This is a genomic window from Ignavibacteriales bacterium (assembly GCA_016709155.1).
In the GTDB taxonomy this organism is placed as follows: domain Bacteria; phylum Bacteroidota; class Ignavibacteria; order Ignavibacteriales; family Ignavibacteriaceae; genus JADJEI01.
The window spans coordinates 1,016,745-1,036,288 of record JADJEI010000013.1; the positions used below are offsets into that span (position 1 = coordinate 1,016,745).

Annotated in this window: 23 protein-coding genes and 1 tRNA gene; 19 read left to right on the forward strand and 5 right to left on the reverse strand. The window is 33.9% G+C overall.

Annotation, left to right across the window (positions count from 1 at the left end; translation table 11 throughout):
* The first annotated feature begins 10 nt into the window (after positions 1 to 10).
* Genes recA through IPH11_18140 form a run of 3 tightly spaced genes read left to right on the forward strand, consistent with a single transcriptional unit; the run spans position 11 to position 1,736 of the window.
* Positions 11 to 1,078, forward strand: coding sequence for a recombinase RecA (recA, locus tag IPH11_18130; GenBank protein ID MBK6915486.1), 1,068 nt, complete (start codon positions 11 to 13; stop codon positions 1,076 to 1,078).
* Between the two features lie 15 nt (positions 1,079 to 1,093).
* The gene (locus IPH11_18135; GenBank protein MBK6915487.1) at positions 1,094 to 1,618 is read left to right on the forward strand and encodes a regulatory protein RecX; all 525 of its coding nucleotides are present in this window, start codon (positions 1,094 to 1,096) and stop codon (positions 1,616 to 1,618) included.
* Positions 1,575 to 1,736, forward strand: a complete 162-nt coding sequence (locus IPH11_18140) for a RecX family transcriptional regulator (protein MBK6915488.1) — start codon at positions 1,575 to 1,577, stop codon at positions 1,734 to 1,736. The genes IPH11_18135 and IPH11_18140 overlap by 44 nt, the downstream gene beginning before the upstream one ends.
* Here IPH11_18140 and IPH11_18145 read toward each other — a convergent pair.
* Genes IPH11_18145 through IPH11_18155 form a run of 3 tightly spaced genes read right to left on the reverse strand, consistent with a single transcriptional unit; the run spans position 1,725 to position 3,600 of the window.
* Positions 1,725 to 2,135, reverse strand: coding sequence for an NUDIX hydrolase (locus IPH11_18145; protein ID MBK6915489.1), 411 nt, complete (start codon positions 2,133 to 2,135; stop codon positions 1,725 to 1,727). The two genes, IPH11_18140 and IPH11_18145, sit on opposite strands and share 12 nt — an antisense overlap.
* A 41-nt stretch (positions 2,136 to 2,176) precedes the next feature.
* Entirely contained in the window at positions 2,177 to 2,509 is a 333-nt protein-coding gene (locus IPH11_18150; protein MBK6915490.1) for a hypothetical protein, read from the reverse strand.
* Positions 2,506 to 3,600: a phosphoglucomutase gene (locus IPH11_18155; GenBank protein MBK6915491.1), complete on the reverse strand. Its 1,095-nt coding sequence runs from the start codon at positions 3,598 to 3,600 to the stop codon at positions 2,506 to 2,508. Before IPH11_18155 ends, IPH11_18150 begins: the two co-directional genes overlap by 4 nt.
* 134 nt (positions 3,601 to 3,734) lie before the next feature.
* Here IPH11_18155 and murB point away from each other — a divergent pair, with 134 nt between their 5' ends.
* The 6 genes from murB to IPH11_18185 all read left to right on the forward strand — a co-directional run bounded on the left by murB (position 3,735) and on the right by IPH11_18185 (position 7,867).
* Positions 3,735 to 4,751, forward strand: coding sequence for a UDP-N-acetylmuramate dehydrogenase (murB, locus tag IPH11_18160; GenBank protein MBK6915492.1), 1,017 nt, complete (start codon positions 3,735 to 3,737; stop codon positions 4,749 to 4,751).
* Positions 4,752 to 4,848: 97 nt separating this feature from the next.
* Entirely contained in the window at positions 4,849 to 5,673 is an 825-nt protein-coding gene (locus IPH11_18165) for a phenylalanine 4-monooxygenase (GenBank protein ID MBK6915493.1), read from the forward strand.
* 26 nt (positions 5,674 to 5,699) lie between these two features.
* Complete coding sequence (bcp, locus tag IPH11_18170) at positions 5,700 to 6,170, forward strand: thioredoxin-dependent thiol peroxidase (GenBank protein MBK6915494.1); 471 nt, start codon at positions 5,700 to 5,702, stop codon at positions 6,168 to 6,170.
* Between the two features lie 4 nt (positions 6,171 to 6,174).
* A complete protein-coding gene (locus IPH11_18175) occupies positions 6,175 to 6,588 on the forward strand; it encodes a 6-carboxytetrahydropterin synthase (protein MBK6915495.1) in 414 nt (137 codons plus the stop codon).
* A complete protein-coding gene (gene folE / locus IPH11_18180; GenBank protein ID MBK6915496.1) occupies positions 6,585 to 7,151 on the forward strand; it encodes a GTP cyclohydrolase I FolE in 567 nt (188 codons plus the stop codon). Before IPH11_18175 ends, folE begins: the two co-directional genes overlap by 4 nt.
* Positions 7,148 to 7,867, forward strand: a complete 720-nt coding sequence (locus tag IPH11_18185) for an SDR family oxidoreductase (protein MBK6915497.1) — start codon at positions 7,148 to 7,150, stop codon at positions 7,865 to 7,867. Before folE ends, IPH11_18185 begins: the two co-directional genes overlap by 4 nt.
* Positions 7,868 to 8,051: 184 nt before the next feature.
* On the opposite strand, the gene IPH11_18190 is transcribed toward IPH11_18185, so the two are convergent.
* Both IPH11_18190 and IPH11_18195 read right to left on the reverse strand, forming a co-directional pair.
* Entirely contained in the window at positions 8,052 to 8,528 is a 477-nt protein-coding gene (locus IPH11_18190; GenBank protein MBK6915498.1) for a periplasmic heavy metal sensor, read from the reverse strand.
* A gap of 1 nt (position 8,529) precedes the next feature.
* Complete coding sequence (locus tag IPH11_18195) at positions 8,530 to 9,492, reverse strand: hypothetical protein (GenBank protein MBK6915499.1); 963 nt, start codon at positions 9,490 to 9,492, stop codon at positions 8,530 to 8,532.
* Between the two features lie 177 nt (positions 9,493 to 9,669).
* Between IPH11_18195 and IPH11_18200 the strand changes: the two genes are divergently transcribed.
* From IPH11_18200 to IPH11_18245, 10 genes are all read left to right on the forward strand, one after another.
* Positions 9,670 to 10,218, forward strand: coding sequence for an RNA polymerase sigma factor (locus IPH11_18200; GenBank protein MBK6915500.1), 549 nt, complete (start codon positions 9,670 to 9,672; stop codon positions 10,216 to 10,218).
* On the forward strand, positions 10,211 to 10,798 hold the full coding sequence (locus IPH11_18205; protein ID MBK6915501.1) for a hypothetical protein: 588 nt from the start codon (positions 10,211 to 10,213) through the stop codon (positions 10,796 to 10,798). Before IPH11_18200 ends, IPH11_18205 begins: the two co-directional genes overlap by 8 nt.
* Before the next feature lie 8 nt (positions 10,799 to 10,806).
* Positions 10,807 to 11,265 carry a hypothetical protein gene (locus tag IPH11_18210; protein MBK6915502.1) on the forward strand — a complete coding sequence of 153 codons (459 nt, stop codon included), beginning with the start codon at positions 10,807 to 10,809 and terminating at the stop codon, positions 11,263 to 11,265.
* 94 nt (positions 11,266 to 11,359) lie between these two features.
* Positions 11,360 to 11,443 (forward strand) — tRNA-Leu (locus IPH11_18215).
* Between the two features lie 35 nt (positions 11,444 to 11,478).
* Entirely contained in the window at positions 11,479 to 12,237 is a 759-nt protein-coding gene (locus IPH11_18220; GenBank protein ID MBK6915503.1) for a tetratricopeptide repeat protein, read from the forward strand.
* A gap of 53 nt (positions 12,238 to 12,290) precedes the next feature.
* On the forward strand, positions 12,291 to 12,914 hold the full coding sequence (locus tag IPH11_18225; GenBank protein MBK6915504.1) for a carboxymuconolactone decarboxylase family protein: 624 nt from the start codon (positions 12,291 to 12,293) through the stop codon (positions 12,912 to 12,914).
* A 186-nt stretch (positions 12,915 to 13,100) separates the two neighbouring features.
* Positions 13,101 to 15,965: a tetratricopeptide repeat protein gene (locus IPH11_18230; protein ID MBK6915505.1), complete on the forward strand. Its 2,865-nt coding sequence runs from the start codon at positions 13,101 to 13,103 to the stop codon at positions 15,963 to 15,965.
* 103 nt (positions 15,966 to 16,068) lie between these two features.
* Positions 16,069 to 17,658 (forward strand): TonB-dependent receptor, encoded by a 1,590-nt coding sequence (locus tag IPH11_18235; GenBank protein MBK6915506.1) that lies wholly within the window; start codon positions 16,069 to 16,071, stop codon positions 17,656 to 17,658.
* A gap of 23 nt (positions 17,659 to 17,681) precedes the next feature.
* Entirely contained in the window at positions 17,682 to 18,242 is a 561-nt protein-coding gene (locus IPH11_18240; protein ID MBK6915507.1) for an HU family DNA-binding protein, read from the forward strand.
* Positions 18,203 to 19,543 (forward strand): SPOR domain-containing protein, encoded by a 1,341-nt coding sequence (locus IPH11_18245; GenBank protein ID MBK6915508.1) that lies wholly within the window; start codon positions 18,203 to 18,205, stop codon positions 19,541 to 19,543. Before IPH11_18240 ends, IPH11_18245 begins: the two co-directional genes overlap by 40 nt.
* Position 19,544: the final 1 nt, after the last annotated feature.

Sequence of the window (19,544 nt, forward strand, 5' to 3'; positions counted from 1 at the left end):
GGAGGTTAAAATGAGTTCTGATCGTGATCAAAAAATAAAAATAATAGACGATGCGATTGCCAGTATAGAAAAAACATATGGCAAAGGTGCTATTATGAAACTTGGCGATGGTGTCATTAACAACATCGAATCAATACCAACCGGCGCGCTTTCATTAGATTATGCTCTTGGTATTGGCGGTGTTCCTCGTGGAAGAGTAATCGAAATTTATGGACCTGAATCAAGTGGAAAAACAACACTCTGCCTTCATATAATCGCTGAAGCTCAGAAGACAGGGGGACTTGCAGCATTCATTGACGCAGAACATGCTCTCGATGTTAATTATGCAAAAAGACTTGGTGTGGATACAAGTAATTTGCTTATATCGCAGCCGGATTTTGGTGAACAGGCTCTCGAAATTACTGACACGCTCGTTCGCAGCAATGCATTGGATGTCATTGTGATTGATTCTGTCGCTGCACTCGTTCCGCGTAGTGAAATTGAAGGTGAGATGGGAGATGCAACTATGGCTGTTCAGGCTCGACTAATGTCGCAGGCATTAAGAAAACTTACCGGTGCAATATCAAAATCGAAAACTTCAGTAATTTTTATCAATCAACTTCGGAGTAAAATTGGTGTGATGTTCGGCAATCCCGAAACAACGACTGGTGGTAACGCGCTTAAATTTTACGCTTCTGTTCGACTGGATATCAGAAGAATTGCAGCTATTAAAGACGGCAATGATGTCATCGGAAACAGAACACGTGTAAAGATTGTTAAGAGTAAAGTTGCCCCTCCTTTTAAGGAAGTTGAATTTGATATATTATATAACGAAGGCATTAGTAAATCCGGCGATGTAATTGACTTAGCAGTTGATCAGGGAATTATTAAAAAGAGCGGTTCTTGGTTTACATTTAACGAAGATAGATTTCAAGGGAGGGAGCAGTTCAAAGCAAAACTTCTTGAAGCACCGGAGATTTATGAAGAACTCGCAAAGCAGGTGAAAATTAAACTTGGAATGCTTAAGGAAGGGGATACTAAATCTCCAGAAAAAAAGGAAGATGAAAAACCACAATCAAAAGAAAAGAAATCGAAGTAATTTATTGTGTATTAAATGACGATTGAAAGAATTGTTAAACGTTCTGATGAATCTGCGTCAGTTTTTTTTGATGATCAAAGCGAAATAATTCTTTCCTATGAGGTAATTATTAAAAACGGCTTGAGGAAAGGTGATGCAGTTTCCGAAAGCCTTTTTTATTTACTTAAAGACGAGAATGAAAAGTATTTTATCAAAAAGAAAGCAATAAATCTAATAGCGAGGAGAATTCATTCTTCAAGAGAATTGCAGATAAAACTTTTGCAGAAGAGATATAGCAAAAAACTGATTGATGAAGTGATACAAAATTTAATTTATAATAAAATTATTAATGACGAGGCATTTGCCCAGATATTTGTCGAAGAAAAATCCAGGACAAAACATTGGGGCAGATCAAAATTGAAGGGGGAACTAATCAAGAGGGGTATTAAAAATGATGTTATCGAGATAGTGCTTCAATCTGAATTGCATGATGATTCTGAACACATAAAAAAGCTTGTTGAAAAAAAAAGCAAATATTTTACGAAAAAGAAATTACACTGATCAGCAATTGAAGCAAAAGTTGTTTTCATTCCTTCTTTCAAAAGGATTTGAAATTGATTTAATAAAAAAATGTATACAGGATTTATTCTCTGGTAATTATGAGGAATTAATTGATTGATTTTTTTATCTTCTGCATTAAATCAGCGACTCCCTCCATTTCAATTTTTTGAATTGCTTCGTCAATAGGAAACCACTTCCTCTTTCTAAAATTACTTTCAGGATAATCATCTAAAAATTTTACAACTTCCATCGAATAGATTTTCATTAAACACTTGCCAATGGGTTTATCAAAAATAATTTCTCCAAGTTCGTAAGTTTCGTTCGAACCTATAATCCCTGCTTCTTCATAAGCTTCTTTTTTTGCCGATTCGAAGGAGGTAAGATTAAATTCGATATAACCTTTCGGGATGATCCACTTTTGTTTTCGTCTTGAGGTAATTAAGAGAATCTCTATAGCATTGTTTACCCTTCGATATGGAATTACCCCAGCCTGAGCAAAATTAAATTCGATTTTCAATATTATTTTTCAATTTCAAGAATATTTAGGAAACATTTCAGCTAACTAAAAATATTTTTTGTTAAAGCAATCAACCTGTTTACCTGATCAATTGAATTTCCTTCGGCAAATATTTTTAGGGTGGGGTTACTTTCAGATATGCGAATTACGACCCACTTAAAATCGCCTTCAAAAATAAATTTTATAGCAGTTTTATTTTCTTTTCTGCCATTGAATATTTTCACTTCGCGCACTTTGAATTCGCCAAGAGTTGAAAATGGAGAATCTGTAAGCCGTGTGAATAGAGATCGGTGCGATTCTTCTATTATTAATTTTTCACGTTTAAAAAAGATTTCTCCATATATTTTCCTTTTTAAATTGATTAAGTCACTCAACTTTTTATAGCCGGAACGCGCCAACATTTCAGTAAAATTAATGCAAAGAAAACCCCATCACTATCGGGGATGTGGTTTTTAAATGAATAAGTTCCGGTCTCCTCACATCCAAATGCGATATTATTTTTTAGAAGTAATTCGGTTACATATCGAAAACCAAGATTCGTTTCAATGATTTTTCTATTCAATGAGTCTGTTATGATTTTCATTTTATCCGAAAGTGTAGCTGTTTTCACGATGTCCCCGGATATTCCTCTATCATTTAAAATATAATCTGCCAGCAAAATTGAAAGTTCCTGTTGAGAAACCCATTCGCCAGCTTCGGTCAAAATCCCTAATCGTTCACCATCGCCGTCAGTAGCAATTCCGAAAGAGTATTTATTGGTTTTGGCGAGTTCATTTTTTAACGGCAACAAATTTTCTTCAATAACAAGAGGTATTCGCTGAGAAAAATCATGTCCCGCAATTTTGAAGATTGTTTTCGAGTCAATATCATGTTTGAAAAAAAGATTCTCTAATATTTGTTGACCGGCAGCACTCATCGAGTCTATAAGTATTTTTATCCCCGAATGACGAATTGCTTCAAAATCAATAAGAGGCTCAATTGATTCATAGTATCTGCTTCTAATATCAACCTGGTGAATAAACTCATCATCAGCCTGAACTAAAGATTCACCAAGATAATTTTCTATCGAGATAGAATCTGCACAAGAAAATGGACCGCCGTAAAAATCTTTAAACTTTATACCATTGTAGTCAACTGATTTATGCCCGCCTGTAATAATCACTCCTGCGTTCAAATTATTTGATCTCACATAATTAGAAACAGCAGGCGAGATACCTGATTTTTCGGAAAGGAGTGAGACAATAGAATTGCCGGAAAGAATTCTTGCGAAAAGAAGTGCAAATTCTTTAGAAGTTTTTCTTGTATCATATCCGACAGCTACCTTAATCCTCTCTCGGGACTCATTTCGCTCGAATAAATAATTTGAAAACGCCTGTGCAATTTCTGCAATGGAATTATTATTCACCTCCTCCCCAATTTTCCCACGCCAGTCTTCCAATCCATATTTAAGTTTAAGTTTTCTCATTTCTATCTTAAGATATATATTGTTTAAAATTAACAGTTCATAATTCGTTTTGAAATACTCTATTTAAGTTAAGAATAAATTATTTATATTTCATAAAACATTACTAATTAACTAAAATTTACTTAGCTTTTCTTATGGAAATAAAAAAGGATGTTGGTCTAAAAGAATATAATTCCTTTCATGTGGATGCTAATGCTAAATATTTTTTCAAGGCAAAAAATTTAGGGGATGTTCACGAAGCAATTAATTTTTCTACCAGTGAAAAACTAAAAGTTCTTGTATTAGGTGCCGGGAGTAATATACTTTTTACAAAAGATTTTGAGGGTTTGGTAATCAAAATGGAACTTGCAGGTATTGAAACGATTTCTGAAAAGGAGGATGAAATAATTCTCTCGGTTGGAGCAGGAGTTTCGTGGGAATCATTTGTTGATTATTGTGCAGCCAGTAATTACTGGGGGGTGGAAAATCTTGCTTTAGTACCCGGCAGTTGCGGTGCCGCTCCAGTTCAAAACATTGGTGCGTATGGACAGGAAATAAAAAATGTTTTTCACGAAGCTGCCGGAATATCGATTGATACAAATTCTGAAATCAGAATTTCCAAAGAGGAGAGTAAATTGGAGTATCGAAACAGCGTATTTAAAAGTGAATTGAAAGATAAATTTGTAATCACCAGCATTGCTTTTCGGCTTTCCAAAAATCCAAACCCGATTACCTCTTATAAGGCAGTAGCAAAAGAGATAAAGAAACGAAATTTAGAAACACCATCTACTTTAGATATGAGTAATATTATCAAAGATATCCGCCGTTCTAAATTACCCGATCCAATTGTAATTGGGAACGCGGGAAGTTTCTTTAAGAATCCCGTTGTTTCAAATCAGCATTTTGACAAAATCAGAAAAAAATATCCACAAATTATTTTTTATCCTGAGGACAAAGAGTTTATAAAAATATCTGCCGGCTGGCTAGTAGAAAACTCAAATTGGAAAGGGAAACGTGTCGGTGATGCCGGTGTTTATGAAGAGCATGCATTAGTCTTAGTTAATTACGGCAACGCAAGCGGCAGACAAATCCATAATTTGGCTAAACAAATTAAATTATCAGTTAGAGATAAGTTTGGAATTAAGCTGGATGAAGAAGTAAATATTTTGTGATTTAATATGTTTGGAAAAATTTTTGTCTTTAGAACAATCAATAATAATTTTATTTTCATTTAAAATTAAATCCATTTAATTATTGAAGGATTACATAATGAGTGAACGAAAACATGAAGACTCTGAGTTTCTTTCCGCTTATGAAAAAGCAGCAAACGATGGAATTGACCCACGATGCATTCCTCTAAAACTAACCGGACCTGTTCCTATTGATGATGAAATTGGGTATCCTGATTATCCAGCGAGTGATCATGAAACCTGGAGTTATCTTTTCGATCGGCAAATGAATTTTCTTCCCGACAGGGTTTGTTCCGAATATCTCGAGGGGGTAGATAAATTAAACTTCACAAGAAACAAAATTGCTTCACTCCGGAAACTAAGTAAAATATTTTTTAACACTACCGGTTGGAAAATCGCACGAGTACCCGGGCTTATTCACGAACAAAATTTTTTCGAAATGCTTCGCAATAAGATTTTCCCATCTACAGATTATATTAGAGGGAAACAGGAATTGGATTATACTCCTGCACCTGATTGCTTTCATGATATGTTTGGTCACATGCCGCTGCTTACAAATAAAAATTTTGCTTCCTTTTATCAAATGTTCGGTGAGGCTGCCTTCAATGCGAAAGGAATTCATAGAAAATATCTCGAAACTTTCCATTGGTTTACTGTTGAGTTTGGGCTTATCAGAAAACCTGAAGGGATGAGAATTTATGGGGCAGGAATTATTTCATCGCGTCAGGAAGTGCAACATTCACTTTCCAATGAGGTGGTGGTCAAGGAATTTATTCCTGATCAGTTAGTCCTTCAAGATTATGATGTATGGCATTTGCAGCCAATACTGTTTGCCATTGAATCATTTGAACAGCTTGAAGAAGGATTTAAAGAATGGACTAAAAGAATCGGAATTTTGAAATAAATAAAACTAACACAGAGGTTATAATTATGATAAGCATTGATAAAAAAGCCCCGGCGTTCAAATTGTTCGATCAGAATGGTAAATCCATTTCATTAAAAGATTATTTAGGTGAAAATGTAGTTCTATATTTTTATCCAAAGGATGATACATCCGGTTGCACTGCTGAGGCTTGCAGCTTCCGGGATGATTTTCCCCAGTTCAAGAAAATTGATGCAGTTATATTAGGTGTTAGCCCTGATTCAGTGGCATCGCATAAAAAATTTCAGCAAAAATATTCTCTGCCTTTTACTTTGCTGAGTGATGAAAGTAAAGAAGTTGTTGAGAAATATGGTGTATGGAAGGAGAAAAGTATGTACGGCAGAAAATATATGGGTGTTGAAAGAACTACCATCATTATTGATAAAAAGGGAGTGGTACGAAAGATTTATCCAAAAGTGAAAGTTGCAGGTCATAATGAGGAAGTACTAACGGCATTGGATGGGCTAGCCGATGACTGAACCTATTGCCTACGCAACACGACGTGAAACATTCAGCGCTGCCCATCGTCTTTTCATTCCAGATATTTCTGATGAAGAAAATCTAAAATTATTTGGCAAATGCTCCAACCCAAATTGGCATGGGCATAACTACGTTTTAGAAGTAACCGTAAAAGGGGGCATTAATCCCTCAACGGGTTTTGTGATAGATCTAAAATTATTGAAAGAAATAATTATCGAAAGAGTCATCAAAAAAGTAGATCATAAAAATTTAAATCTCGATACAGAATTTATGAAAGGAATAATGCCAACGACTGAAAATGTTGCAATTGCAATTTGGAATCAGTTAGTGAATCAAATACCCACTGGAAGATTATGCTCGGTTAAACTTTCCGAGACAGAGAATAATTTTGTTGAATATAAAGGAGAATCAGTTTGAACTTCAAGAATACAGAAAAAATAATTAATGAACTTCTTTTAGAAATCGGAGAAGATTCACAGCGAGAAGGACTTCTTAGCACTCCCAAACGTGTTGCAAAAGCTTATGAGTTTTTAACAAGCGGTTATCAAAAAAATATTGAAGAAGTTTTGAACAATGCAATTTTCACAGAGAAATACGATGAAATGGTTTTGGTAAAGAACATTGATTTTTATTCTTTATGTGAGCATCACATGCTGCCTTTTTATGGAAAGGTGCATGTGGCGTATATACCGGATGGAAAGATTGTCGGCCTAAGTAAAATTCCACGTATCGTAGAGGTATTTGCAAGACGCTTACAAGTACAGGAGAGAATGACTCAGCAAATAGCCGACACAATTGAAAAGTATCTTCACCCTATTGGTGTGGCAGTGGTATCAGAAGCATATCACATGTGTATGATGATGCGGGGGGTGGAAAAACAAAATTCATCTGCAACATCAAGTGCAATGCATGGCGTTTTCAAAGATGATTCGAAGACAAGGAGTGAATTCTTAAATTTAATTTCAAATAAAAATTTATGATTGATGGAAAGCCTTCTGTCGTTTGGATTACCGGCGCAAGCTCAGGTATCGGAAAGGCTGCAGCAAAACAATTCGCACGGGTGGGAGCAAAAGTCTTTGCATCATCACGAAGACTTACGGAACTTGAACGACTGAATAAAGAATTGAGAGAGGAAAGTCTTCGAGTTGAAATACTCCCATGTAATGTCGCATCAGCATCCAATGTTGACCAGGCGGTAAAAAAAATTCTTGCTGAAAATCAAATTGAATGTCTTATAAATAATGCAGGGATTACTTCATTCAAACCAGCTTTAGAAAATTCTAATCAAGAGATTACCGATATTATAAACACAAACTTACTCGGTGCTATTTATTCAATAAAATCTGTTTTGCCTTCGATGATAAAAAATGGTGGCGGGAAGATTATCAATATTTTATCAGTTGTGACTCACAAAATATTTTTAAATAGCAGTGCATACTCTGCTTCCAAGATGGGTTTATTAGGATTTACAAACGTGCTTAGAGAAGAAGTGAGAAATGATAATATTAAAATTATTAATATTATTCCGGGTGCTACCGAAACACCAATATGGTCTTCTGATATTAGAAAGAAATATTCTAATAGAATGATGAAGCCGGATGAAATTGCATCACTTCTTGTGTGGATTTATTTAAACAAAGAAAATATGGTTACGGAGGAAATAGTCATCCGTCCAGTGGAGGGGGATTTATCTTAATCCATTAAAATATTATTCATAGTAAAAGGCTGTCTTCAAAGTCATTATTGGCTTCCTGAACTTTTTTCATGATCTACCCGTTAGCTAACGGATCATTTCAAAATTGAAATATTAGATTCCGAAACGATCCGTTAATTAAAGGATGGTGATGTATTACTTCTGAGACGACCGCCAAATTTAAGTCTTAGAATTTACGATCAAACTTGTGTTCATTATCTACACGGAATTTTTTCATCTCCTTGAAACGATGGAACTTTGTCTGAGATTCATTCCACATTTTTTTCTGCTCAGGATTTAATTTCTCATAGATATCCATGCGATGATTTTCTTTACGTAATTCGATATTTGCTCTGGAATCATTAAGCTTTGTAACGGCTGCAAGCACATCTTCGCGTGAATAATCAGGATTACTTTTCAACTCCTGCAGGGCTAATTCTTTTTTTTGCAGATCTGCGTTTGCTTCTATCATTTCGTTTTGATGTTTGAAGTGCAGCGCTTTGAATTCATTTTTTTGCTCTTCGGATAGATTTAATCTTTCCATCGGATCGAAATGCATTTGATTAAACGCTTTCTCTTTGGGTGGAAATTCTTGAGCTAATAATACTGAGTTTGAATTCAAGATTGAGAAAACAAGAAACAAGAACACAAATAATTTATTCATATTATCCTCTTTTTATTTTGGTATTAAAAATGATGATATAAGGCATGCCCCACGAATTACTTTCTACGGGGAATGTATCATCGAGTAAAACTTGTTTCGGAATAACATTTACAATAGCATGATAGAAACCTGGAAATTGATGGGCAGTAAATGTTTGTTCGTAAATCCGATTCCATTTTGTCCCATCCCAGGTTGAAGAAGTCATTACAAATTTTTTCTGTGCCATGTGCAATCCATTATCCAAACTGCCATAAGTTAGTGATACAAAATCCGAATCGGAATAAGTACTTGTCAGCTCGATTCGAAGTGTAATAGAAGCATCGAAATGAAGTTTTGATATCGGATTATAAGAGCCGGAATTTATTGAAAAGTAATATTCATTCGGCGAATCAATTTCTATTACTTCTCCATCTGGTAAGAAAGCTGTAAGTTTTTTTATTTCTACATTTGAATTTTCGGTGCCGCCTTCAGGCATAGAAATACCAATAATTTCCCAGTTCTCCAAGGGGTCGGGGGAGTTGTTAATTCTTTTAAAAATAATATTCCTGGTAATTGTATTTGTGAATGGCTTTTGAATTAGTGTGTCTGGCAAGATGCTTGTCGAATCAAAAGCTGCTGCAATAAATAAAGTGCTTTCAAACGTTTTGGTAAGAACACCCAATGCTGAATCTCCGCTGATTACCAGGTTTAAATTTGACGAAACAAGAAAAGCAGTTCTCCAAACCTTACGCGGATAAATTTGAGTCTGCACTTTCGAAAGAAAATCAATATTTTCATTTTCATTGAAATTATTGTCAAACGAAAGAACCATCGAATCTTCAAGCGCGATTTTTTGCATCGCCTCTTCATCGGTGAGATAAACCGGCTCCACAGTTGTCTCATCCTTACATCCAGTAATAATTACAAAAAACGATATCAGAAAAAACATCAATAGTGTTGAGATTTGAGAAATCAATTTTTTCATTTTGAACTCCTTATTGTTATGAATAATTTTTGTTTGTTAATTTGACACGATATCATCGAACTAGGTTTAAAATGATTGATATAAAATGAAACAGGCGGGTAAGGTTTTGTTTTTAAAATAAATTTTAAACCAATGAACGATAGCATTTGTCCAATAATTGCAAAAGTATAAATAAGAATGGCCGATAATTCAGAAGATTTTGAACTGGTAAATCAGTACCTAAACGGTGATAAAATTGCGTTCAATAGGATTGTTAATAAATATTCAAAAAAAATTTATTGGCATGCAAGAAGAATGACAGGTAATCATTTTGATGCTGATGAAATCGTTCAGGAAGTTTTGATGGTGCTTTATCGTAAACTTGGTCAATTCAAATTTAATTCTTCGCTTTATACATATATTTATAAGATAACAGTGACACGAAGTCTGAACTTTATAAAGAAAGAAAAACTAAAAAGTCTATTCTTTATTGATAGTAACCAAAACTCTATAAAAAATTCCGAATCGGATATAATAGAAGGACTTTTAAATAAAGAAAAACTTGAACGACTTGATAAACAACTTCAGAAACTGCCTGCTAAACAAAGAGAAGTTTTTATACTTCGGCAATTTGAAGAAATGAGTTACGAAGAAATTTCTGAGTTGACCGGTAAATCAATTGGGGGATTGAAAGCGAATTATTTTCATGCATTAAATAAAATAACCAAAATGATGAGCCATGACTGATAGAAAATTAATTTTAAAATTTTTAAGTGACAATCTTACTCTGCAGGAGAAAAATATTTTCGAACAGAAATTAAAAACTGATATTGATTTCAAAACTGAATATGAAAAATTAAATTCATCATTACTTGAAATGAAAGAGTGTAAAAATATTTCGGCTGATGAAAATTATTTTATCAATTTGTCGCTAACATTACACAATAAATACGGAAATAAAGAGAGAAGAATATTTAAGCCGGTGTTAACGCTTGCAAGTACTTTTGCAATTGCGTTTATTGTTATTTTACTTGTTGGACAAAACCCTGATCATCAAATAACAAATTCCAAAATATCAATAAGCGATTTGACAGAACAAGAGATTAATTATCTTGTCGAAATTTCTCCCGAAGAGCTGTCCAATGAAAAAATTATCTATAAAAAACTTAATGAAAATTTATCAAGCCTTCTAACAACTGAATTGGAAATAAACAATGAGTCCATTACATGGATTTATGAAGATGTTGAATCAATTGCTTCAAATATCAGTGTGGCTGAAGCTGACCAAATATATAATGAATTAATTAACAAAGATTTCTTTCAATGAGGTGTATAATGAAAATACTATTGATGCTACTTGTTTTATTTGCCGGCAAAATGAACTTTGCTCAGGATAATTTTCCATTTATTCCACAAGACCCCAAAGGAAAATTAGCACAATTAGAAAAGGTAAAGCTTATAGAAACCCTTAAAATGGATGAAGAAACTACACTTAGATTTTTTGCACGCCGGACAGAATTTCTAGACAAAATTCAATCGTTGAATAAAAACTCAATGGATTTAATTGATAAACTTGAAAAGTCCTTTGGGGAAAATAAGTTTAGCGAATCTGAGTATAAAAATCTAATAAAAGAATTTAATGGTAACGAAGAGCAAATGTTCAAAGAAAAAGTGAACTTTATTAATTCACTTAGCGATATTCTTTCTGAAGAGCAAATTGCAAAGATGATAGTTTTTGAGAAAAAATTCAAAGAAGAAATTCGTAAGATTTTGACAAAAGGTAAAAACCATTAATTAAGTTAAAAGATTCGAACTATTTCCGACTCAATGATTAAAAAAAGTGTTGATTTTCAGAGTAAGTAAGTTTATTTTTGGCAGCAAAAAAAAAGCGGAAGTGGTGAAATGGCAGACACACCATCTTGAGGGGGTGGCGCCGAGAGGCATGCGGGTTCAAGTCCCGCCTTCCGCACCAGATATTATTCTTTCAGTAATTTTAGGGAAATAATTATGACCAGAATTCTCTTTATCGTATCCATGTTTTTTTTCATTACTTGTTCATCCAATTTTGCTCAGGATATGAAACCTGAAGCAGGGAAACTTTACAACGAAGGCAACAGCCAGCTTAATGCAGGAAATTACAACGGAGCAATTGATAACTATAAAAAAGCTTTAGCCATTGAAAAAGATTATCGGATTTATTATCAGCTCGGACTTGCAGAAAAAAAAGCTGGAAAGTTGGACGAAGCAAAAAATTCATTAGAAACTTGCCTTCAGTTAAAAAGCTCTTTTGAAGCTGGGCACAATGCTCTAGGCGGTGTATTTTTTTCAATGGGAAATTATCAAGCGGCGATAGATAATTTTCAAAAAGTACTAAACGAGAGTAATAATAGTCAAACAAAAACTAAGGTAAAGAAGAATATCTCTCTTGCCTATGCTAAATTGGGCAGCGTTGCTGTTACAAATGGTGACCCAACAAAAGCGATTGAAATGTACCAGAAATCAGTCGAGAATAATAATTACGATGCTGCGTATCTTTCGCTTTCCAAACTTTATTCTGAGCTTGGCGAATATGATAAATCAATTACAGCCGCAGAGAATGCTTTAAAATACAGAAACTCAATCAGCAGCGGCGGTGCTTATTATTATATGGGAATTTCATATAAAGGAAAAGGCGACATCACCAAAGCAAAAGAAATGTTGAACAAAGCTAAAACTGATGCTACATACAAAAAAACTGCTGAGTACGAACTTGGTACTCTGAATTAACAAACAATAAATTTTACTACCCCCGAATGCGGGGTTTTTTTTTTAATTACAAAATGACTAAAATAACTTTAAGCAGTTTGAGCGAGATTGAATTACTGTCACTTATGTCTGCAAGTGCAGTACTGCGAAAATATAAATTGCTCGGGATGATATTCGCCGTGCTTAAGGAACGCAATATCAATTTGTTCAAAGTATATGAATCATTATTACAAATTTATCTTTTCTCAGGTTATCCTAATGCGTTAGTGGCATTTAAATATGCCGGCAAGTATTTTCAATTCGAAAAAATTAAATCCGAAAAAATTATTTTTAGTGATTTATCAAAACGAGGGAAACATACTTCTCAAAAAATTTACGGCAACAACTTAGCAAGACTTGTTACTAATGTTAAAAATCTTTCTCCGGATCTTTCTGAATGGTTTATTTTAGAGGGGTATGGAAAAGTATTGAGTCGAAAAAATCTTTCCCTTAAGGACAGGGAATTACAAATTATAGCCATGCTTACATGCCTTCGTTACGAAGATCAACTGCTTTCACATATTATTGGTGCATTAAGAAACGGTGCAACAAGCCTTGAAGTTCAAAAAGTTATTTTAAATTTGCGAATATTTAATTCTAACAGGATCGTTGATTTTGGTATAGGTATTCTTAACAGATATTTGGAAAAGAAGGGATAATTTTTTATTACATAACGGAAGTGTTTTTATTTTTAGCTCCCGGAGTCTTAAAAAGTTGATGGATTTAACATACTGCTTTAAGTAAATCCCTATATTTCATTTAATGTCTTGACTTTAAGAAAATAAAGATGTTATTTTGAAGCATTAAAACTGTTAAAAATAACAAATCGGTATGCTCGAATACGAATGAAAATTAAAGTTTGTCTTTTTACACTCTTGCCTCTCTTGCAACTTTTGTCTCAATCCCCGACTGAGCGTTTTGATGCAGCGATGGATCTATTCAATCTAAAATTATTTGAGCAGGCAAATGAGAAATTTGAACAGGTATTAACCGAACATTCACTCTCCGATGAACTATATGCTTCAGCTAAATTTTATTCGGGAGAATCGTTATTTAATCTTGGAAAAAGACGAGAATCGTTATCAACATTTGAATACTTAAAAGAAAATTTCCGGTGGACTGAATTTCGAATTAAAGCTTTGTATAGGTTAGGAATTATTTATTTTGACCTCAAAGAGTATGAAAACTGCCGGGAAAATCTAATCACTCTTTTGGATTCATATCCACAAAATGAGAACACAGGTTCGGCGCTATATTGGATAGGAGAATCATACTCAAGACAAAATAAATTAGAAGAAGCTGTAAAGTTTCTTGAAGAAGCAATTGAGGATAAAAAGAATAATTCTTTTGTAGATTATTCTCTTTTTACACTTGCGAGCATCTATGAGAAAATAGGCGACTACGAAAGTGCAGTAATTTACTATGACAAACTTTTATCATATCATAAAGACAGTCCGCTAGCATTGACGGCGCAGATAAGGATTGGAATTTGTTACTTCAATTTGAAGGATTACCAATCTTCCATACTCGAATTAAACAACCCCCTGCTATCAGATTTGCCCGAAGAACTTTATTCGCAGAGTCTTTACTTATTAGCTAATTCGTATTATCGTGTTCAGGAATATGCTAATGCGGAAAAAAGCTATCTTGAAATCATTAAAGAGTTCCCCGGTTCAAATATTATTTACGAAGCTAAATATGGCTTGGCATGGAGTTACTTCCAGCAGAAAAAATTTAATGATGCATTCAAAGTGTTTAATTTTCTTTCCGAAGGGAATGATTCAATAGCCGAAAAATCTTTTTACTGGAAAGCTGAAAGTAAAAGATATGCCGGACAGGAGCTGGAGGCATTTGAACTCTTCACTCAATTCATCAAGCAATATCCGCAAAGTTCTCTCGTGCAAACAGCACAATATCAGATGGGGGCGCTTTATTACAATAGTAAAAATTATGATTTAGCATCGCGTTATTTGATAACCTCAACTTCATCTGTTGATCCAATTATTCGCGCTCGTGCAAATACTCTTCTTGGTGAAATTGAATTGAATAAAAAGCAGTACACTTCTGCAAAAAATTATTTTGAACCCGTACTCTCTATTACAGACAATACTTCTGATGTTCAGAAAAGAGCTTTGCTTGGGTTGGGGATTGCACTTTATAATACCGGTCAATTTACAGATGCTATTGAACATCTTTCAGATTTCGAAATGCTTGATCCTCTTTTTGAAAAAGATAAAGTTAATTTTTACATTGCAGAAAATTATTATTCGCTTGGAAAGTTTAATGATGCAATAAACCATTTCCAAAAAGTTGATATTCAAAACCCCGATGTTGGTGCATTGGCTTTATATGGCAAGGCTTACTGTAATTTTAACTTGAATGATTATGAAAATGCTGTTTATAATTTTCAGGATTTTATAAAAAACTTTCCATCGAATGATCGAATGATTGATTCAAAACTTAGATTGGCAGAGAGTTACTACGGCGCTAAAAATTATGCTGCTTCAAGTAAAGTTTATAAAGATTTATTTAAACTTGGCGGTTCGGCAATAAATAATGCAGCCGTTTATTATCAGTATGCTCAAGCATTATATAAAGCGAATGAAACGCAATCTGCATTATTGGAATTTCAAAATCTTCAGCAAAAATTTCCATCGTCAGAATTTGCGGATAAATCTTTATTTACTGTCGCCTGGATTTATTTTCAAGAGGGTGATTTTAAATCGGCGATTGATAAATATCATAATGTATTGACGAAGTATCCCAAATCCAATCTTGCCCCAATTGTTTATTATTCTATTGGAGATGCGTTTTTTAATTTGACAAATTATGACTCCGCCATTGTCAATTATGAAAAGGTGATAAGCTTTTATCCAAACTCCAACTTTGTGTTTGATGCTGTAAATGGCATTCAATATAGTTATGTCGCGCAGGAAAAACCTGGTGAAGCAATTAAACTTATCGAAGGGTTTGTTAATAAAAACCCATCCCTTTCTTTTTCGGATCAGATTTATTTTAAGAAGGGCGAGATCTATTACAGCAGCCGTGAGTATGAAAAAGCAAAATCAAGTTACCAGGATTTTATTGTCAGATTCCCCAAAAGCAAAATGATCGCAGAGGCTTACTACTGGCTTGGAAAGAGTGCTCAAAACTTAAATCAAAATGACGAAGCTATTATTTTTTATAAAAAAGTTTTTGATTTTTATCCTCTTAGCGAATCTGCTTCAGGTGCTGTTATTGAAATTGGAAATATTTACAATCAAATGAAAAATTATGAGGCAGCTGTTCAGATTTTTAATTCTGCAGAAGATAAGCTTGGTAAATCTCCAAAACTTGCAGAGATAAAGTTTATGAAAGCATTAACATTAATTAATCTAAATGATTTAAATCAAGCCGGCAATGTGTTTGATGAAGTGATCCAAAATTACGATGGAACTATTTTCGCCGATAAATCAAAACTGGAAATGGGGATTTTAGCTATCACAACCAAGCAATATGAGAATGCTGAATTCTATCTTAAACTCTTAGTTGATAAACGAACTGATGACCTTGGCGCAAAGGCAGCTTACTATCTTGGGTTTTCTTTATTCGAACAAAAAAATTTAATGAAGCAATTCTTAATCTTGATAAAGTTCGGGTTTCATTTACGAGCTATGACGAGTGGGTTACTAAGTCATTGCTGCTTCTTGGTGACTGCTACGTGCAGATAAAAGATTTTAATAAAGCAAAAGAAATGTACCGTGCAGTTGTCATTAAACATAATTCCGATGCATTTGGTCAGGAAGCCAGAGTCAAAATGCAGGAGCTTGAATAATGAAAAATTTATTTTTGATCAGCTTTCTAATTTCAATAACAGTTTTTGCTCAGGAAAAAGAAGGGAATAATCCTTCAGTAGAACTCCCTGATTTTGTAATCACCGGGAAGTATCAAACTTCAGTGCAGGCGGCAAAAAAACTACCCCCTGATTTTGTGTCAACCATTTCCGAAGATTTTCTTAAACCTTCTTATTCACCGGAAGAAATGGATATTAAAAATATAGAAAACCCGATTGAGAAAGATCTCAAACTATTGGATTCACTAAATTATCTTCAAGGAAAAATTGATGTCGGTGTTGGGTTGTACTCGATACCGGTGGCTGCACTTTCTTACGCCTACCTTTTTGAAGATGGAATTCTTGAAGGTCATTTTGGGGGTGAATATCAAAGAGCATATATTGATCAAAGCAGCCGATATGGTTTAAACGGCGGTGCAAAAGTTCAATATCTTATCTGGAAAAATTCCGGATTTCTTACAAACTCACGAATGACATTAAATGGCGATTACTCTTCAAAAACATTTAAGTTTTTCGGTTCATCAACTCCTGATGAAAAGAGATCACTGAACTCGGGTTATATCAATCTTTCACTCGATAATTATTCAAATGAAAATTTTAATTATTTATTTAAATTTTCTGACACTTCATCAACTATTTCAGAAGAAAAGTTTTCTGAAAATATTTTTAACATACAGTCGTACACAAAATTTATAATAGGTCATTTTAATTTGGGCATGGATCTCAATTATCAAAATCAAACCAAGACAGACAGCATTGGTGATGGAGGCGAGTCGTTTTTCTTCATCAGACCGAAGTTAGAATTGAGAGTCTCTGATTTTGCGAAAGTTGCATTCGGATTTACATACGGAAACTCAGGTAATGAAAATTTTACTTCCCCCTACGCAGCGCTCGCAATGATGCTTGATAAAAATATCTCTCTTTTTGCGGAATATCATCCGGAAGCTGAATTCATTTCAATCGGTTCGCTCCTTAACAATAATGAATATTTTAATCCGCAAAATTATAACAGAATTTTCATCGAAAAATCTTCAGCGATTAATATTTCTATCAAGTACGAATATGAGCGTTATTTCCAGATAGATGGAGGAGTTAGATATTATTCTTCATCAAATAATCCCTATTTCTTTTTATCACAAATAAATAAGAAATACGAACTTGGTTTAACTGAAGCAAAATATTTCAGCGGGTTTATTGATTTTATTTTTCATCCCGGACCGTTCGGAGTGTTTTACGGCTCCACCGAGATTTTAAGTTTGAAGGATACCGCGAATAATTTTGTTCCATTTGTTCCATCAATAAAAATAAATTTTGCATACGGCTATGATTTTAATTTTGGTTTAACGGGGGAAATTAATTTAGACTATCGTTCAAGCAGATTTACTGATATAAACAATATAATTGAAATTGATGATTATATTAATTTGAAAATAAAATTAAGCTATTTGTTCCAACATAATTTATTTTTCACTATGACTTTTGAAAATTTACTTGACTCACAAAATTATAGGTGGGCAAATTATATCGAACGACCTTTCGATATCACTGCCGGAATTCGTTACATCTGGTGACCTGGATAATTAAATTGATTTAAATGAATAAATCAGAACTGATAAAATATTTAGTAAAACTCTCAGGAGTTTCGATCAGCGATTCGAAATTATTTTTTGAAAGCGTTCTGCGAATTATCAGCAATTCATTGATGCATGGTGATTCGATTAGACTTCCTGACGGAGGGTATTTCCATTTTAGAAAAGCTAAACTCGATACTAGATCTGCTTTATTAAAGGACAAGCTTTTCACGGAAAAAGTTCTTGATATTATTATTTATTCTCCTGAAAGAGATTTTAAAAAAACGCAAAGAGAAAATCTAATCTTTAATGTACCTGAACCCGATACAGTTATAGTGAATTATCTTGATAGTTATTTCAGCTTTAGTATTGATAAACAATTAATGCCGGTGAATCAATCTGATTATGATAGTATTTTTATCCCACGAACATTAGCCGAATTAAAACGATTTATCGAAACAAAAGCGAAAAATTTTTTTGATCAATGTGAAGTAATGAAAGAACAAAAGCTTCAACCCAACCTCTGGTTATCGGCAGTGATGCTGTGTTCGGCAACCAGAACGAGCCTAACTGGACTGAGTTGACTGTCAAAAATCCTAAAGATAAAATTGATGAAAAGGGAGGTGCTGACAATATAAACTTTGAAAGTATTACCTGGGATTTCAGTCCAGAATTGGAGAGAGAAATTAAAGAGGATGAAATTCTTGACTTTACCCACGATGAATTGTTGAACAAGACTATTGAAGATGAAATGGAAAATTTATCCTGGGATTTCGGACTTACTGAGTCTTCAAAAATCCTTATTGAAGATGAACATAGTGAGCAATCGAAAGATGAATTTGTGCCTTCCGAAATAAAAGCTGATGAACCAGTAAAATCCATAGAAACAATCGAATCAATCGAAACAATAGATCTTTCTTTAGACGACATAGAGAAGCAAATAGAATCATTGTCCGGAATTGTTTTAAATGAAGAGCAAGTTGATGATACAGATAAATTTCAACGAGTTGTTGCAGCAGTTGAATCAGAGATAAATAATGAAACAGTTAATGATTCAAAGCAAGCTGAGACTGAACCTGAATCTCCGACAAATACAGATTCTTCCTCCAATTCATCTAACGCAGCCCAAAATGCTTATCCAATAGACATAAAAGAAATTGTTAATCAGGTCGCTGAAAAGCGAGGAGAGAAAAAAGAAGACGAAACTAAAAAGGAATTTCTAAATAAAAAGAATTCGATATTTAAAGAGAAGGATTTCGAAAATAAACGTCATTCTCCATTTTGGCGGGTCTTTATTTTATCCATTCTGATCACTTCATTTTTTGTCTATTTTTTTATTATTAACAAGACTAGTTCAAGTTCAAGTTCAGGTTCAAGTTCAAGTTCAGGTTATGATGGAATTGAATCAGATATGGTGGTGGGAGCAAAAATTAATGTTCCAAACTTAATTGTTGAGAGAGGATTTGAAATCCCTGTTACGTATCCTTATCTCAAAGGAAATTCATTGCGTGTTGCACAATTTAATCCATTGAGTGAAATAAGTTTTCAAAATGAAACTAAAATTAAAGAAGCAAAAGACAGCAGTGAAAACAAACAAAATGCTAATATTAAATCTTCTGAAATACAGTTACGCGAAGGACAGGAATATTCGAGTGTAGGAAGAAATATTTTCAAGTATATCGATGGATTTACAGTGCAGGTCGCATCTTATCAAGCGCTCAACATGGCTGAAGAAGAAGCAAGAAAATATATTAATCGCGGCGAAAATACATTCGTGCAAAAAGTAAATATAAAGGGTATGGGAATTTGGTACCGGGTCAATGTAAGCGGCTTCAAAACGTTAGAAGAAGCCCAAAGATTTTCAAACACAATCGCTAATAAATAGG

Coding starts and splice junctions, on each gene's coding strand:
- recA (MBK6915486.1), top strand. CDS start 11: ATGAGTTCTGATCGTGATCAAAAAATAAAAATAATAGACGATGCGATT.
- IPH11_18135 (MBK6915487.1), top strand. CDS start 1,094: ATGACGATTGAAAGAATTGTTAAACGTTCTGATGAATCTGCGTCAGTT.
- IPH11_18155 (MBK6915491.1), bottom strand. CDS start 3,600: ATGAGAAAACTTAAACTTAAATATGGATTGGAAGACTGGCGTGGGAAA.
- murB (MBK6915492.1), top strand. CDS start 3,735: ATGGAAATAAAAAAGGATGTTGGTCTAAAAGAATATAATTCCTTTCAT.
- IPH11_18165 (MBK6915493.1), top strand. CDS start 4,849: ATGAGTGAACGAAAACATGAAGACTCTGAGTTTCTTTCCGCTTATGAA.
- bcp (MBK6915494.1), top strand. CDS start 5,700: ATGATAAGCATTGATAAAAAAGCCCCGGCGTTCAAATTGTTCGATCAG.
- IPH11_18185 (MBK6915497.1), top strand. CDS start 7,148: ATGATTGATGGAAAGCCTTCTGTCGTTTGGATTACCGGCGCAAGCTCA.
- IPH11_18190 (MBK6915498.1), bottom strand. CDS start 8,528: ATGAATAAATTATTTGTGTTCTTGTTTCTTGTTTTCTCAATCTTGAAT.
- IPH11_18195 (MBK6915499.1), bottom strand. CDS start 9,492: ATGAAAAAATTGATTTCTCAAATCTCAACACTATTGATGTTTTTTCTG.
- IPH11_18200 (MBK6915500.1), top strand. CDS start 9,670: ATGGCCGATAATTCAGAAGATTTTGAACTGGTAAATCAGTACCTAAAC.
- IPH11_18205 (MBK6915501.1), top strand. CDS start 10,211: ATGACTGATAGAAAATTAATTTTAAAATTTTTAAGTGACAATCTTACT.
- IPH11_18210 (MBK6915502.1), top strand. CDS start 10,807: ATGAAAATACTATTGATGCTACTTGTTTTATTTGCCGGCAAAATGAAC.
- IPH11_18220 (MBK6915503.1), top strand. CDS start 11,479: ATGACCAGAATTCTCTTTATCGTATCCATGTTTTTTTTCATTACTTGT.
- IPH11_18225 (MBK6915504.1), top strand. CDS start 12,291: ATGACTAAAATAACTTTAAGCAGTTTGAGCGAGATTGAATTACTGTCA.
- IPH11_18230 (MBK6915505.1), top strand. CDS start 13,101: ATGAAAATTAAAGTTTGTCTTTTTACACTCTTGCCTCTCTTGCAACTT.
- IPH11_18235 (MBK6915506.1), top strand. CDS start 16,069: ATGAAAAATTTATTTTTGATCAGCTTTCTAATTTCAATAACAGTTTTT.
- IPH11_18240 (MBK6915507.1), top strand. CDS start 17,682: ATGAATAAATCAGAACTGATAAAATATTTAGTAAAACTCTCAGGAGTT.